Source organism: Amycolatopsis sp. GM8, from assembly GCF_021653975.1.
Lineage (GTDB): Bacteria > Actinomycetota > Actinomycetes > Mycobacteriales > Pseudonocardiaceae > Amycolatopsis_E.
Genome location: NZ_JAJKFK010000002.1, coordinates 895,589 through 909,946, shown reverse-complemented (window position 1 = coordinate 909,946; position 14,358 = coordinate 895,589). Strand labels below are relative to the sequence as shown.

The following is a 14,358-nucleotide window of genomic DNA, read 5'->3' as shown; positions in this document are numbered from 1 at the left end:
TCGCATATTCGCAAAATCACCCTATTCCCGTGAGAAGACTGTCGCCAAGTTCGCTCCGCCGGTAGCGCACCTCGTGTCCGGTGCGGTTCGCGGTGAGGATGCCGACGTCGCGCAAGGCGGTCAGATGAGCCGAGACGGTGCCGGGTGCGAGGCCGAGCCGGGCGGCCAGCGCCGACGTGGACGCGGGCTCGTCGAGTGCGGTCAGCAGCGCGGCCTTCGTCCGGCCGAGGGCAGCGGCCAGCCGCTTGTCGGGGTCACGCGGGGTCGCCCACAGCCGTCCCACCCCGCGCGCCGGATAGAGCAGTGACGGCTGCCAGGGCGGCACGACCATCACACCGACGCCCGGCCAGGCGAACGTCGCCGGGATCAGCAGCAGGCCACGCCGGTCGAGCCTGATCCGCGACCGGCTGCGGACGTCGATCAGGACCTGGTCACCGGCGAGCCGGACCCGGGGATGCAGATCCGCCAGCACCAACCGGATCCCGCCCTCGGCAAGCAAGCGTGAGCGATAGCCGATGTCGTCGGAGAGCACAGCTCTCAACCGGGGCCAGTGCGTTTCGAGGAGATCACTCCACACGATCGCCATTTCGTCGGCCAGCCGGTCGCGTGCCCGCGCCGGATCGTCGGCGAGGTCGCCGAGGTCGGCGTCGACCATGGCCAACTCGGCGGCGACCTGCTCCGGCGGGGTGCGCCGGATCTCGGCGAGTTGCTCCGCCGCGGTGGTCTCGGGGCCTTCGGGCGGCGGGCTGAGGAAGTCGGTGATGTAGTGCCGCGCGGAAAACACCCGCCGCAGCCCGTCGATCGGCAGTTCTTCGGCGCGGTCCCGCGCGGTCCGCAGCCAGGGCAGGTAGGCCGGATGCCGGCGGCGGCCGAGGATCACCTGCATCGCGCCCATCGCCTCCTCCAGCGGCGAGATGCCGAAGCGGACGCGCTGGGCGCTGCGTGAGGTCAGTTCCAGCTCGATCATGGCGACCCAACTTTTGGCTATTTCCGAATCAGTATGCGCCTGACCCGGCCCGCGAAAGGCTGGTCGCATGGTTCTTCCCCGGACGTATTGGCGTTGGTCGGCCGGTACCCAGCTGGCCCGGCTGCCCGCGACGATGGCCCCGCTGGCGTTCACCTTGCTGGCGACCGCGATCACCGGCTCCTACCGGCTGGGCGGCGTGATGATGGCCGTGTTCGTGGCCGCCGAACTGGCGGGGGCGGTGCCCGCGGGGCGCCTGCTCGACCGGATCGGACCGGCCCGCGGGCTGATGGCGTTACTCGCGTGCGCCGGCCTGATGTTCGGCGGGCTGACGATCGCGGCCACCGCGCACCTCCCCGGCCCGGTGCTGCCGGCGTTGGTCGTGGTGCCTGGTGCGATCGCGGGCGGGCTGTCCGGCGGATTCCGCACCCTGCTCGCCGGCACGGTCTCGGACGCGCAGTTGCCCCGCGCGGTCGCGGTGGACGCGATGATCCTCGAAGGCGTGCTGATCGCCGGGCCGCTGGTGGTCTCGCTCGGCAGCCTCGCCGGTTCACTCGTGCCGCTGGCCATGATGGCGCTCGCCTACCTGCTCTCGGCAGCGCTCGTGCCACAGGCCCAGGCTGAGTTCCGCTTGCCGCACAAGGAAAAGCTGCCCATCGCCGCGGCCGCGCCCTGGCTCGCGTGCCAGTTCGCGATCGGGCATCTGCTCTCGACGATCGAGGTCGCGCCGCTGCCGCTGGTGCAACGGCTGGGTGCCGGGCCGGAGCTGGCGGGCTTCGTGATCGCCGTGCTCAGCGGGGCGAGCATCCTCGGCGGTGGTCTCTACGCCTGGCGAACCCCGTCGTTCGCGCCACGGCGGCAGGCGCGCGTGCTGCTCGCCGGGTTCATCACCGGCGGCTCGATCGTCGCGGCGAACCTCGACTGGGCTGGACTGTTCACCGGCGCCGCGCTGATCGGGGTGTGCACGGGGCCGCTGGTGACGATCGCGTCGGTCCGGTTGCAGCGGCTGCTGCCGGAAGGCCGCCGGGCCGAGGGGTTCTCGCTGTCGTTCGCCATCCAGGGGACCGGGTTCGCGATCGGCTCGCTCACCCTCGGGTTGCTGCCGCTCCAGCTCGTCCCGGCGCTCGGAGTAGTGAGCTCGGCCGCCGCTTGTGCCATGCTGGCCTTACCCATCAGTAGGGAGGGCCAGCATGACCGCCGTGGACGTGGCACAGGAGACGTTCGACTCGCTGAATCCGGCCACTGACGAGGTCGTCGGGACCTATCCGGTGCACGGCGCCGAGCGGGTCGCCGAAACCGTCGCGCGGGCGCGCGGCGCCGCGTCCTGGTGGGCGTCCCTCGGGTTCGACGGGCGGCGCGCCCGGCTGCTGCGCTGGGCCGCGCAGATGACCCGGCGCATGGACGAACTGTGCACGGTCGTCCAGCAGGAGACCGGAAAACCGCACGGCGACGCGCAGCTGGAGACCGTGCTCGCGATCGAGCACCTGACCTGGGCCGCCAAGCACGCGCCGAAGATCCTCGGCCGGCACCGCCGCTCGCCCGGCCTGCTCCTGAGCAATCACACGGCGTCGGTCGAGTACCAGCCGCTCGGCGTGATCGGCGTGATCGGGCCGTGGAACTACCCGGTCCACACGCCGCTGGGCTCGATCAGCTACGCGCTCGCGGCGGGCAATGCCGTGGTGTTCAAGCCCAGCGAGTACACGCCCGGCGTGGGCAAGTGGCTCGTCGACACTTTCGCCGAGGTCGTGCCGGAACAGCCGGTGTTCCAGCTGGTGACCGGGTTCGGCAAGACCGGGGCCGCGCTGGTCTCGGCCGGCGTGGACAAGATCGCGTTCACCGGTTCCACCGGCACCGGCAAGAAGATCATGGCCGCGGCCGCCGAAACCCTCACCCCGGTGGTGATCGAGGCCGGCGGCAAGGACGCGCTGCTGGTGGACAGCGACGCCGACATCGCCGCCGCCGCGGACGCCGCGGTGTGGGGCGCGTTCTCCAACGCCGGCCAGACCTGCATCGGCGTCGAGCGGGTCTACGTGCACCAGGACGTCTACGACACCTTCGTCGACAAGGTCGTGGAGCTGACCGGAAAGGTCCGGCCCGGCACCGAGTACGGCCCGATCACGATGCCGTCGCAGCTCGACGTGATCCGCCGGCACATCGCCGACGGCCCGGCCCGTGGCGGGCGCGCGCTGACCGGCGGCAAGGACGCGGTCGGCGAGCGGTTCGTGCAGCCGACGGTGCTGGTGGACGTGCCGGAGGACTCCGAGGCCGTCGAGGAGGAGACGTTCGGGCCGACGATGACCGTCGCGAAGGTGCGCGACATGGACGAAGCCGTGGAGAAGGCCAACGGCACGCGCTACGGCCTGGGCTCGACGGTGTTCTCCAAGCGCAACGGCCTGGCGCTCGCCGCACGGCTGAAGGCGGGCATGACCTCGGTCAACGCCCCGCTTTCGTTCGCCGGGATCGGCTCGCTGCCGTTCGGCGGCGTCGGGGACTCGGGCTTCGGGCGGATCCACGGTCCCGAAGGGCTCCGCGAGTTCTCCCGGCCGAAGGCCGTCGCCCGGCAGCGGTTCGCGGTGCCGATCAACCTGACGACCTTCAACCGGACCGAGAAGACCGACAAGCTCGTCGCGAAGCTGGTCACGCTGATGCATGGACGGCGCGCGAACGGGTAACCACCTGTATGGCTACCTTGCGAAGAATAACCGGAGTGGTGGTTGGAGCAGCGGCGATCGGCATGCTCGGGCTGGTCGCCCCGGCCGCGCAGGCCTCGTCGACACCTTGTGAACCGCGCGCGAAGGCATGCGTGCAGCTGAGCACGGGGAAGGCCTGGCTGCAGAACAACGGGTCGATCACCGTCGGTCCGGTACCGGCGACGCCGGGGCTGCCCCGGTACCCGACCCCGAAGGGGATCTTCCACGTCCAGTACAAGGACATCGACCACTACAGCAAGCAGTTCCACGGTCCGATGCCGTACTCGGTGTTCTTCACGACCACCGGCGTGGCGTTCCACGAGGGCAGCCTGGCGCGCAAGTCGCACGGCTGCGTGCACCTGTCGCACCGGGACGCGGTGACCTTCTTCAACCAGCTCCACCCGGGTGACGAGGTCCAGGTGGTCGCGTAGCGTCCGATATTTCGGACCGCGGGTATGTTTGGGCGCATGCCCCGCCTGGTGCCGGCCGTGCAGCGCGCGGCCGACGTGCTCGAACTCTTCCTCGGTCCGGACGCGACGTTGTCCGCCGCAGAGATCGTCGAGCGGCTGGGCCTGCCGCGGTCCACCACGCACGAACTGCTGACCACGCTCGTCGCCCGCCGGTACCTGGACCGGCAGGTGGGCGAGGAGACGACGTACGCGCTCGGCCCGGTGCTGCTGGAGCTGGGTTCCCGCTACCAGCAGCGGCTGGAGTTCGCGAAGGAGGCCGACGCCGCGGCCCGGTCGGTGGCCGCGCAGTGCGGCGAGACCGTGCACGTCGGGATCCTCGACGGGCTCGACGTGATCTATCTGTCCAAAATAGACTCGACACATTCGGTGCGGCTCATCTCCGAGGTCGGGCGCCGGTTGCCCGCGCACTGCACCGCGGTCGGCAAGGTGCTGCTCGCCGGTCTGCCCCCGGCGGAACTGAACGCACGCCTCAAGGGGCGAAGACTGGCCGCGCTGACCGAAAACAGCATCACCTCGCGCGCGATGTTGTTGGCACAGCTCGAAGAGGTGCGTCGAACGGGTGTCGCGCACGAGCGCAGCGAGTCCAATCCGGACGCCGGTTGCGTCGCCGCGCCGGTGGTCGACGCCCGGGGAGAGTGGGCGGCGGCGATGAGCATCTCGATTCCCACGTCCCGGCATTCCGAAGAATCCTGGCGGCAATGGGAAAAACTGGTACGCGAGGGCGCCGCGCGGCTAACCCTCCGCCTCGGTGGCGTACCGGTCCAGTAGCTCGAGCCCGATTTCCGCGCGCCGCACACGTTCGCGGCCGAGCGCGACCGCGGTCGGGGTGAGGTGCGAGCCGCTGGGGTAGATGTTGGGCGCGTTGCGCAGGCCGAATTTGAGGTAGACCGGCGCGGCGACCCGCACGATCTCGGCGATCTCGAAATGCCGGACGAACCCGCCCAGGTCGTCGGGCGACTCGACGTAGATGTCGAGCGGAATGTCGATGGCGGCCCGGATCGCGGCGAGCTGCGCGAGGCTCAGGTCGGTGGGCACGTTGTACGTCGTGGCACCGGCCTGCTCGGCGAGCCGGATCGACGCGGGGTTCGCGAGTCCCATTTGGACACTGACCTTGAACTTCAGGTCCGCCGGCAGTTCGCCCACGGCCCGCATCCGCGCCGCGACCGAGAGGACGCCGAGATCGGTGACCAGCACACTGCGGATCCCGGCCTCCGCGGTGCGGCGGATGTCCTCCAGCACGTGCACGAGCTGCTCGGTGCCGCGCGCCTGCGCCGCGACGGGCCCGGTGATCGACGCCGCGCCGGTGTCCCACCTCGCGAGCGGCCGCGCGAACAGGCACACCTCGATGCCGCGATCGCGCTCGATGGCGACGATGTCGGCCAGCTCACGCTGGGTCAGCAGCATCCCGCCGCTGCCCTGGGAGACCCGCTGGACGGTGACGCCGCGCGCGTCGGCCTCGTCGTAGACGGCGAGGAGCGCCTCGGGCCCTTCAACGCTGGGGATCTCGACGCGGTATCGCGCGCCGTCGGGGAACCGCTTCGTGCTGGTCGGCAGGTCGGTGAGGTCCCCGCCGGGGAGGCCGAGTGAACGCAGGAATTCACGGGTTCGCCGCACGTCGACCGCCGTTCGATATTTCGGACAGTATTCGTTATCACAGACGAGCCTAGGAACTGCGGCGAACGGGGTCAAGGCGGTGGGTTACTCTCTCCAAGTACCGCCCTACCTGCGAAGACATGGAGCACCCGCCGTGGCCCGAGTCGTGGTCGACGTCATGCCCAAACCCGAGATCCTGGACCCGCAAGGCCAGGCCGTGGCCGGCGCACTGCCGCGGCTGGGCTTCACCGGGGTCACCGAGGTGCGGCAGGGCAAGCATTTCGAGCTGGAGGTCGACGACTCGGTCGACGACGAGACGCTGGCGAAGATCGCCGAGGGGTTCCTGGCGAACCCGGTGATCGAGGAGTGGACCGTGCGGAGGCTGGCGTGAAGATCGGCGTGATCACGTTCCCGGGCACCCTCGACGACGTCGATGCGGCCCGGGCTGCCCGCTATGCCGACGCCGAGGCGGTTTCGCTGTGGCACGCCGACGAGGACCTGCACGGGGTCGACGCCGTGATCGTGCCGGGCGGGTTTTCCTACGGTGACTACCTGCGTTGTGGCGCCATCGCCCGGTTCGCGCCGGTGATGACTTCGGTCATCGAGGCGGCCGGCAAGGGCATGCCGGTTCTCGGAATCTGCAACGGTTTCCAGATCCTGTGCGAGGCCGGCTTGTTGCCGGGGGCGTTGGTGCGCAACAAGAACCTGCACTTCGTGTGCCGGGACCAGTGGCTGCGGGTGGAGAACACCACGACGGCGTGGACCAGCCGATACGACGCGGGCGCGGAGATCCTGATCCCGCTGAAGTCCGGCGAGGGCGGTTACGTCGCCGACCAGTCCACTTTGGACGAACTGGAAGGCGACGGCCGGGTGGTCTTCCGCTACGTGGGCGAAAACCCGAACGGCTCCCGCAACGACATCGCCGGGGTCACCAGCAAGAACGGCCGGGTCGTCGGACTGATGCCGCACCCGGAACACGCCATCGACGCCCTGACCGGCCCGAGCGACGACGGCCTCGGCATCTTCTACTCGGCGGTGGACGCCCTGACCGCCGCCTGAGCAGGCCGGGGCCTTCGACAGGAGGCACGCACGGCGATCGGCGCCGACCGCCACAGTCTTCCTGAACCGCCAGCACACACAGCGACCAGCACCGGCCGCCACAGCCCTCCCCGAACCGCCGGCACCGCACGGCGCCCAGGCCCGCCCGCCACCTGGCCACGCCGAGGCCGCCTCCCGCTACACGCACGGCGACCGGCACCCGCCGCCGCGGCCCTCCCTGAACCGCTAACACCGCACGGCGGCTGGCACCGCCCGCCACCGCCCTCCCTGAACCTCCGGCACGCACGGCGACCGGCACCGGCCGCCAACCCGTCACACCGAAACCGCCGCCGCCTCGACGAGTCGCGCGTAGGGGCCACCGGCGGCGAGCAGTTCCGCGTGCGCGCCCAGCTCCGTGATCCGCCCATCCTCGACCACCGCCACCCGGTCGGCGGCCGCCGCCGTGTGCAGGCGGTGCGCGATCGCGATCACGGTCCGCCCTTCGAGCACCCCGTTCAGCGATCGCTCCAGCTGCCGCGCCGACGACGTGTCCAGCAACGAAGTCGCCTCGTCGAGCACCACCGTGTGCGGGTCCGCCAGCACGACGCGCGCCAGCGCCAGCTGCTGCGCCACCGCCGCAGGCACCGCGAGGGCACCCGCGCCGAGCCGGGTGTCGAGGCCGTCGGCCAGCGTCGAGAACCAGCCGGTCAGGCCGATCGCCTCCAGCGCCCGCATCAGGTCAGCGTCACGCCACTCGCCCGCGGGCAGCGTCAGGTTCTCCCGCAGCGACCCGGCGAACACGTGATGCTCCTGCGTCAGCAGCAGCACCTCACCGCGCAGCACGTCCTCCGCCAGCGACGAAACCTCCGCGCCACCAACGGTCACCGACCCCGAGTTCGGCGCCGCGACCCCGGCCAGCAACCGGCCGAGCGTCGACTTCCCGGCACCCGACGGCCCGACGATCGCGAGCCGCTCGCCCGGCGGGATCCGCAGATCGATGCCGTGCAGCACCTCACGACCGGCCGAGTACCCGTACCGCACATCGCGGACCACGATCTCCCGGCCGCGCGGCTGCCCGTGCCCCGCCCGGTCCGTACCGCGAACACCCAGCACCCGGCGCAGCGCCGTGCCCGACACCAGTACGTCTTCGGTCCACCACAACACTTCCTCCAGCGGACCGGCCAGGATCTGCAGGTACACGGCCATCGTCGCGATGGTGCCCAGGCCGACCCGGCCCTGCGCATACCCCCACGCGCCGATCAGCAACAGCACCGCGATCGGCAGCACCTGCGACAGCTGCATCCACGGCACCCACCGGATCGTCAGCCGCCGCAGCCCGCGCTCGCCATCGACCGCGCGGCCGAGCGTGCGGCGCCCCAGCGCGATCCGGCGTTCGATCAGTCCCAGCGCCTCGGCCGTGCGCGCACCGTCCGCCGTCTCGTGCAGGCCGCTCTGCACGTCGGCCCACGCGTCGAGCATGACCTCGATCTGCGCCGGCACCCGTGACCAGTACCAGCGCGACGCGAAGTACAGCAGCGGCACGGTGACGAGCAGCGACAGCGACAGCAGCGGGGACGTCACGATCATCGCGACGACCGTCAGCAGCACGGTCATCCCGGCGATGGTGATCTCCGGGATCGCGTTGCGCACCGCGTGGTCGATCCGGTCGGCATCCGTCGTCGCGCGGCTGAGCAGGTCACCGGTGCCCGCCGCCTCGACCGTGCTCAACGGCAGCCGCAGCGCCTCGCCGACGAACGACTCCCGCGTCTCGGCCAGCACCTGCTCACCGAGGATCCCCGCGCGCACCCGCGCGATGCGCTTCAGCGTCGCCTGCACGATCAGCAGCACCACGAACAGCACCGCGGGTAGCTCGATGTCCGCGTGCCCGGACACCGCGGAATCCACCAGATAGCCCAGAATCTGCGGGCCGGCCAGCCCGGCCAGTGCGGCCAGGCCGAACAAGCCCACCACGATCGCGAAGGGTCCGCGGTGCGTGCGCAGCGTCGCGCGCAACCATCCCCTCGCCGCCCGCGCGGTCGCGAGCGGCAGCCTCACCGGCACGAGATCACCTCATCCGCTACGAGAGTCCACAATGGACTCTCGGTGAACACCACCGTCGTCTTACCCCGGCGCAGTTCCGCGATGCGCTCGGTGATCCGCGCCTCGGTATGCGTGTCGACCGCCGAGGTCGGCTCGTCGAGCAGCAGCGTGTCCGCGTCCAGCACCAGTGCGCGCGCCAGGCTCAGCCGCTGCCGTTGACCGCCGGACACCTCGCGGCCCCGCTCGCCGATCAGCTCGTCGAGCCCGTCCGGGAAGCCCGCCACGATGTCGTCGGCGTCGGCCGCCGACAGACCGGACTCCGCGCGCTGCTCGGGCACCAGCTGCGCCCGCAGCGCGCCCGAGAACCACAGGTCCTGGTTGTGTGCGTAGACCACCCGCGACCGCAGCTCGGCCAGCGACACGTGGTCCGCCGGCACCCCCGACACCAGCACGCGCTCGCCGGGCGCCGGGTCGGTGAACCGCGCCATCCGCTCGGCCAGCGACTCGGCGAGCGGGCCCGCGTCGATCACGGTCAGCTTGCCGGCCACCGCGGTGAACCCCGTCTCGCTGTCGTGCAGCTCCAGCGGCCCCGCCGGCAGTGCGACCGGCTCGGCCGGGTCGGCCAGGAACGGCCGCAGGCTCAGCACGCCGCAGATCTTCTTCGCCGACACCAGCGCCGAGGCCAGTGCCGCGGTGAACTCGGTCGCCGTGCTCACCGGCACCACCAGGAACGCCGAGGCGGCGTAGAAGGTGACCAGCTCGCCGATGCCGATCGTGCCCGCGACCGCGAGCCGCGCACCCAGGTACGTGATCACCACGGTGACCAGCCCGGGCAGCAGCACCTCGGCGGCGCCCAGCCACGACTCGCTGCGCGCCACGCCGATCCCCGCCCGCCGGACTCGCTGGCTCGCCGCGCGGAACCGGTCGAGGAACTGCCGTTCCCCGCCGACGCCACGCAGGATCCGCAGGCCCGACACGATGTCCGCGGCGATCGCGTTGACGTCGGACAGCTCCTCACGCTGCACGCCCTTGCGCTTCTGCAGCGGGGCGATCAGCCGCCCCATGCTCAGCACCGCGAGCGGCACGCCCACGATCGCGACGACACCGAGCAGCGGCGAGGACAGCAGCAGCACGACACCGACTACGAGAAACGCCACCAGGGCGCCGAACATCCGGCCCAGTACCTCGAGCACGTTGCCCATCCGGCCGATGTCGCTCGACGAGATCGCCATCACGTCGCCGGTCGCGGCCTGCGCGCGCAGCGAAGCGCCGAGCCGCGCGGTGTGCTCCGCGACCACCTGTTGCGTGGCCGACGCACCGTGCAGCCAGAAACCGTGCACCGAGAAGATCAACGCGGCACCGAACACGGCCTGCAGCACGGCGAGTCCGGCGACGAGCCCGACCTGCCCCCAGATCGGGCGGCCCTGGGCGATGGCCTCGACCGTGTTACCGATCACCAGCGGCAGCAGCGCGCCGGGCAGCAGCCAGATCGCGCCCAGCACGCAGGAGGCCACGGCCAGCGAGGGCCGGGCCCTGAGCAGGGCGCCGAGGAAGCGCAACGGGGTGAGCCGAGACGGCAAACGCACTCGGTCAACGTTATGGACGGGGCGGGTCGAAAGCGACCGATTTTCGCCCAGTTACCGCCAGCCCTTCACCCGACCCGCCAGCCCCTCGCCCGACCACCGCCCCCGATGGAGGCGCTCCGTGCCGCGGTGCCTCATCATCGAGACGCTTCGCGCCCAGTTACCCTTGCCAAGTGACGGAAACGCTGGTCATCGACACCACCGCACGCGCCGCGGACACTCCCGACACCCCGCAGCCCTACCGCGAACTCGGGCTCGCCGACGACGAATACGCCCGCGTCCGGGAGATCCTCGGCCGCCGCCCGACCGACGCCGAGCTCGCCATGTACTCGGTGATGTGGAGCGAGCACTGCTCGTACAAGTCCTCCAAGAAGCATCTGCGGTACTTCGGGGAGACGACCACGCCGGAGATGAAGGCCAAGATGCTCGCCGGGATCGGCGAGAACGCCGGTGTGGTCGACATCGGTGACGGCTGGGCCGTCACGTTCAAGGTCGAGAGCCACAACCATCCGTCCTATGTGGAGCCTTACCAGGGTGCCGCGACCGGGGTCGGCGGCATCGTCCGCGACATCCTCGCGATGGGCGCGCGGCCGCTCGCGGTCGCCGACGCGCTGCGCTTCGGCCCGGCCGACGCGCCCGACACGCGCCGTGTGCTGCCCGGCGTGGTCGCCGGGGTCGCGGGCTACGGCAACTGCCTCGGCCTGCCGAACATCGGCGGCGAGGTCGTGTTCGACGCGAGCTACGCGGGCAACCCGCTGGTGAACGCGATGTGCGTGGGCGCGATGCGCACCGAGGACCTGCACCTGGCCTTCGCTTCCGGCACCGGCAACAAGATCATCCTGTTCGGCGCCCGCACCGGGCTGGACGGTATCGGCGGCGTGTCCGTGCTGGCCAGCGACACGTTCTCCGGCGACGAGTCGGCGGGCGGCCGCAAGAAGCTACCGAGCGTCCAGGTCGGCGACCCGTTCACCGAGAAGGTGCTCATCGAGTGCTGCCTCGAGCTGTTCGCGAAGAAGCTCGTGGTCGGCATCCAGGACCTCGGCGGTGCCGGGCTGTCCTGCGCGACCTCGGAGCTGGCCGCGGCCGGCGACGGCGGAATGCACATCGAGCTGGACCGGGTGCCGCTGCGGGCGACCGGGATGACCCCGGCGGAGATCCTCTCCAGCGAGTCGCAGGAACGCATGTGCGCGGTCGTCGAACCGTCCAAAGTGGACGAGTTCATGGCGATCTGCCGCAAGTGGGACGTCATCGCGACGGAGATCGGCGAGGTCACCGACGGCGAGCACCTGGTGATCACCTGGCACGGCGAGACCGTGGTCGACGTGCCGCCGCGCACCGTGGCGCACCAGGGCCCGGTGTACGACCGGCCGGTCGTCCGCCCGTCCACTCAGGACACCCTGCAGGCTTCGGGCACCGCGGGCCTGGCCCGCCCGTCGAGCCCCGAAGAGATCCACGAGACCCTGCTGCGCGTGATCTCCTCGCCGAACCAGGCGGCGAAGGACTTCGTCACCGAGCAGTACGACCGCTACGTGCGCGGCAATACGGTGCTCGCGCAGCCGGCCGACTCGGGGCTGATCCGGATCGACGAGAACACGGGTCGCGGGGTGGCGGTGTCGACCGACTGCAACGCCCGCTTCGTGTACCTCGACCCGTATCTGGGCACGCAGCTCGCGCTCGCCGAGTCCTACCGCAACGTCGCCACGAGCGGCGCGACCCCGCTGGCCGTCACGAACTGCCTCAACTTCGGCGCGCCGACCGACCCGGGCGTGATGTGGCAGTTCGAGCAGGCCGTGCACGGGCTCGCCGACGGGTGCGCGCAGCTGGGCATCCCGGTGACGGGCGGCAACGTCAGCTTCTTCAACCAGACCGGCGAGACCGCGATCCTGCCGACCCCGGTGGTCGGCGTGCTCGGCGTGGTCGACGACGTCCGCCGCCGCATCCCGACCGGGATCGGCGCGGAAGCCGGGGAAACGTTGCTGCTGCTGGGCGAAACGCACGACGAGCTGGACGGCTCGGCGTGGGCGCAGGTCGTGCACGATCACCTCGGCGGCCGCCCGCCGAAGGTCGACCTCGAGCGCGAACGGCTGCTCGCCGAGATCCTCGTCGCCGGTTCACGGGACGGCATGATTTCCGCCGCGCACGACCTGTCCGACGGCGGGCTCGCGCAAACCCTGGTCGAGACGATGCTGGTCGGCCAGTGTGGCGCGCGGGTCGTGCTCGACGAGGACGCGGACCCGTTCGTGCAGCTGTTCTCGGAGTCCTCGGGCCGGGTGCTGGTCGCCGTGCCGCGCACTGAAGAGCTGCGGTTCACCGAGATGTGCACCGCGCGCGGGTTGCCGTGGCGCAAGTCCGGTGTGGTGGACCCGGAGTCGGACTCGCTGGAGATCCAGGGGCTGACGACGTTCCCGCTCGCCGAGCTGCGCGAGGCGTGGGAGGGCACGCTGCCGAAGCTGTTCGCCTAGCTCCGCCGGTCGATGATGCGCGTGTGCTCGTCGGCCAGCTCGGTCGTCCAGTGCTCGGGCAGCTCGATGCGGGTCGAGTACACCAGTGTGTTGTAGAGCGAAACCGTGTCCGACGGCCGGACCGAGCTGAGATCGACCCGGCCGTCGAACCGCGTTTCGTAGAGGTCCAGCGCGTTCACGAAGGTCGCACCCAAGAGCGCGTCGTCCGAGAAGACCGCGTTCTTGAAGTTGGCCTCGCCGGCGAACGTCGTACCGGTGAACTCGGCCGGCCCCGCGAACGTCGTGCCGCTGAACCACGCCCGCTTGCCGAACTTGGCGTTCTCGCAACGAAATCGGCCGTGCGCGGTGGCCCTGGTCAGCCACGCGGGTCCGGTGAACTCGCAGTCGCTGAAGTTGGTGCTCTCGTGCAGCTGCGCGTCACGCATCACCAGAGTGCCGATCCGGCGCCCCGACGGATCGAAATACCGCAGGTCGGCGCCGGTCAGGTCGAGGTCGTAGTCCGGCCCGTCGCCCGCGGGTGGCAGTAGCTCGGTGAGCAGCCGCTGCGCGGTGTTCCGGACCTGCCGCTCGCGATCGTCCATTGTGGACGGCATGCGCAGGTAGGCACAGAGGATGTCGAGCACGGTCTGCGTGTAGTCGGAGCGGCCGCGGGCCAGGCCGACGAGCGCGTGCAGCGCGCCCACCCGTACCTGGTCGGCCTCGTTTCCCAGCAGCTCAACGGATTTCGCGAACCGTTCGTCGGTCACGCGGTCCCGGTCGCGTTCGGCGCGCAGTTGCTCCAGCTCGTACCGGGCGCGCTCGACCTGCTGGCGGTTCTCCTCGACCTTGCGCCGCCGGTCGTTGAGCCACAACGCGTACAGCGCCACGACCGCGCCGCCCGCGAGACCGCCTGTGCGCAGCGCGTCGGCGCGGCTCGTCGCCGGATCGGTCAGCAGCCAGCCGCTGACGCCCGCGAGCAGGACCACGGCCAGCACGAACGTCGCCCCCAGCGGCGATCTCCATCGGCTCACGCGCGCACCTTACGGGGCCAAGGTCCGTTGCATGAGCAGGGTGTCGACCCAGCGCCCGCGCTTGAAGCCGACCCGGGTCAGCCGGCCGATGTCCGCGAAACCGCGGCGGCGATGCAGGACAGGGGAAGCGTTTTCCGGGCCCGGGTCCGCGATCACGGCGATCACCTCGCGGACGCCCGCGGCCTGGCACCGCATGAGCAGTTCGTCGAGCAGGCGGCCGCCGATACCCCGGCCGACCGCGGCGGGCGCGAGGTAGATCGAGTCCTCGACGGTGTGACGGTAGGCGGGACGGCTCTTCCACGGTGCGCAGTAGGCGTAACCAGCGACTTCGCCGTCCAGGCGCGCGACGAGGAACGGCAGCTCGGTGTCGAACCGCTGCTTCCATTCGGTCTCGTCCGGCGCGGTCAGGTCGAAGGTCGCGACGCTGTGCTCGACGTAGTGCGCGTAGATCTCCGCGATGGCCGGCAGATCCGGCGGCACCGCTTCCTCTATAGCGAAATCATCCATT

General features: G+C 70.9%; 13 protein-coding genes. 7 read left to right on the top strand and 6 right to left on the bottom strand.

Annotation, left to right across the window (positions count from 1 at the left end; genetic code table 11):
• Window positions 1–16: 16 nt before the first annotated feature.
• Window positions 17–967 (bottom strand): DUF5937 family protein, encoded by a 951-nt coding sequence (locus LOZ83_RS11855; RefSeq protein WP_236790500.1) that lies wholly within the window; start codon window positions 965–967, stop codon window positions 17–19.
• A gap of 67 nt (window positions 968–1,034) precedes the next feature.
• On the opposite strand from LOZ83_RS11855, the gene LOZ83_RS11850 reads away from it, so the two are divergent.
• From LOZ83_RS11850 to LOZ83_RS11835, 4 genes are all read left to right on the top strand, one after another.
• A complete protein-coding gene (locus LOZ83_RS11850) occupies window positions 1,035–2,210 on the top strand; it encodes an MFS transporter (protein WP_236790499.1) in 1,176 nt (391 codons plus the stop codon).
• Entirely contained in the window at window positions 2,155–3,636 is a 1,482-nt protein-coding gene (locus LOZ83_RS11845) for an aldehyde dehydrogenase family protein (RefSeq protein WP_236790498.1), read from the top strand. Before LOZ83_RS11850 ends, LOZ83_RS11845 begins: the two co-directional genes overlap by 56 nt.
• A gap of 62 nt (window positions 3,637–3,698) precedes the next feature.
• The gene (locus LOZ83_RS11840) at window positions 3,699–4,085 is read left to right on the top strand and encodes a L,D-transpeptidase (RefSeq protein ID WP_236790782.1); all 387 of its coding nucleotides are present in this window, start codon (window positions 3,699–3,701) and stop codon (window positions 4,083–4,085) included.
• 36 nt (window positions 4,086–4,121) lie between these two features.
• Window positions 4,122–4,892, top strand: coding sequence for an IclR family transcriptional regulator (locus LOZ83_RS11835; protein WP_236790497.1), 771 nt, complete (start codon window positions 4,122–4,124; stop codon window positions 4,890–4,892).
• Here the strand turns inward: LOZ83_RS11835 and LOZ83_RS11830 are convergent.
• Window positions 4,857–5,738: a U32 family peptidase gene (locus tag LOZ83_RS11830; protein ID WP_236790496.1), complete on the bottom strand. Its 882-nt coding sequence runs from the start codon at window positions 5,736–5,738 to the stop codon at window positions 4,857–4,859. The genes LOZ83_RS11835 and LOZ83_RS11830 overlap by 36 nt on opposite strands.
• A 133-nt stretch (window positions 5,739–5,871) precedes the next feature.
• Between LOZ83_RS11830 and purS the strand changes: the two genes are divergently transcribed.
• Window positions 5,872–6,108: a phosphoribosylformylglycinamidine synthase subunit PurS gene (gene purS, locus LOZ83_RS11825; RefSeq protein ID WP_236790495.1), complete on the top strand. Its 237-nt coding sequence runs from the start codon at window positions 5,872–5,874 to the stop codon at window positions 6,106–6,108.
• Window positions 6,105–6,776 carry a phosphoribosylformylglycinamidine synthase subunit PurQ gene (gene purQ, locus LOZ83_RS11820; RefSeq protein WP_236790494.1) on the top strand — a complete coding sequence of 224 codons (672 nt, stop codon included), beginning with the start codon at window positions 6,105–6,107 and terminating at the stop codon, window positions 6,774–6,776. The genes purS and purQ overlap by 4 nt, the downstream gene beginning before the upstream one ends.
• A gap of 312 nt (window positions 6,777–7,088) precedes the next feature.
• Here the strand turns inward: purQ and LOZ83_RS11815 are convergent, their stop codons facing one another.
• Both LOZ83_RS11815 and LOZ83_RS11810 read right to left on the bottom strand, forming a co-directional pair.
• Window positions 7,089–8,816, bottom strand: a complete 1,728-nt coding sequence (locus LOZ83_RS11815) for an ABC transporter ATP-binding protein (protein ID WP_236790493.1) — start codon at window positions 8,814–8,816, stop codon at window positions 7,089–7,091.
• A complete protein-coding gene (locus tag LOZ83_RS11810; RefSeq protein ID WP_236790492.1) occupies window positions 8,807–10,381 on the bottom strand; it encodes an ABC transporter ATP-binding protein in 1,575 nt (524 codons plus the stop codon). Before LOZ83_RS11810 ends, LOZ83_RS11815 begins: the two co-directional genes overlap by 10 nt.
• A gap of 170 nt (window positions 10,382–10,551) precedes the next feature.
• On the opposite strand from LOZ83_RS11810, the gene purL reads away from it, so the two are divergent.
• On the top strand, window positions 10,552–12,840 hold the full coding sequence (purL, locus tag LOZ83_RS11805; protein WP_236790491.1) for a phosphoribosylformylglycinamidine synthase subunit PurL: 2,289 nt from the start codon (window positions 10,552–10,554) through the stop codon (window positions 12,838–12,840).
• Here the strand turns inward: purL and LOZ83_RS11800 are convergent.
• Together LOZ83_RS11800 and LOZ83_RS11795 are read right to left on the bottom strand one after the other, a co-directional pair.
• Window positions 12,837–13,850: a pentapeptide repeat-containing protein gene (locus LOZ83_RS11800; protein ID WP_236790490.1), complete on the bottom strand. Its 1,014-nt coding sequence runs from the start codon at window positions 13,848–13,850 to the stop codon at window positions 12,837–12,839. The two genes, purL and LOZ83_RS11800, sit on opposite strands and share 4 nt — an antisense overlap.
• Before the next feature lie 9 nt (window positions 13,851–13,859).
• Window positions 13,860–14,357 carry a GNAT family N-acetyltransferase gene (locus tag LOZ83_RS11795; protein WP_236790489.1) on the bottom strand — a complete coding sequence of 166 codons (498 nt, stop codon included), beginning with the start codon at window positions 14,355–14,357 and terminating at the stop codon, window positions 13,860–13,862.
• Between the last annotated feature and the right edge of the window lies 1 nt (window position 14,358).

Coding starts and splice junctions, on each gene's coding strand:
- LOZ83_RS11855 (WP_236790500.1), bottom strand. CDS start 967: ATGATCGAGCTGGAACTGACCTCACGCAGCGCCCAGCGCGTCCGCTTC.
- LOZ83_RS11795 (WP_236790489.1), bottom strand. CDS start 14,357: ATGGATGATTTCGCTATAGAGGAAGCGGTGCCGCCGGATCTGCCGGCC.
- LOZ83_RS11840 (WP_236790782.1), top strand. CDS start 3,699: ATGCTCGGGCTGGTCGCCCCGGCCGCGCAGGCCTCGTCGACACCTTGT.
- LOZ83_RS11845 (WP_236790498.1), top strand. CDS start 2,155: ATGACCGCCGTGGACGTGGCACAGGAGACGTTCGACTCGCTGAATCCG.
- LOZ83_RS11850 (WP_236790499.1), top strand. CDS start 1,035: ATGGTTCTTCCCCGGACGTATTGGCGTTGGTCGGCCGGTACCCAGCTG.
- LOZ83_RS11835 (WP_236790497.1), top strand. CDS start 4,122: ATGCCCCGCCTGGTGCCGGCCGTGCAGCGCGCGGCCGACGTGCTCGAA.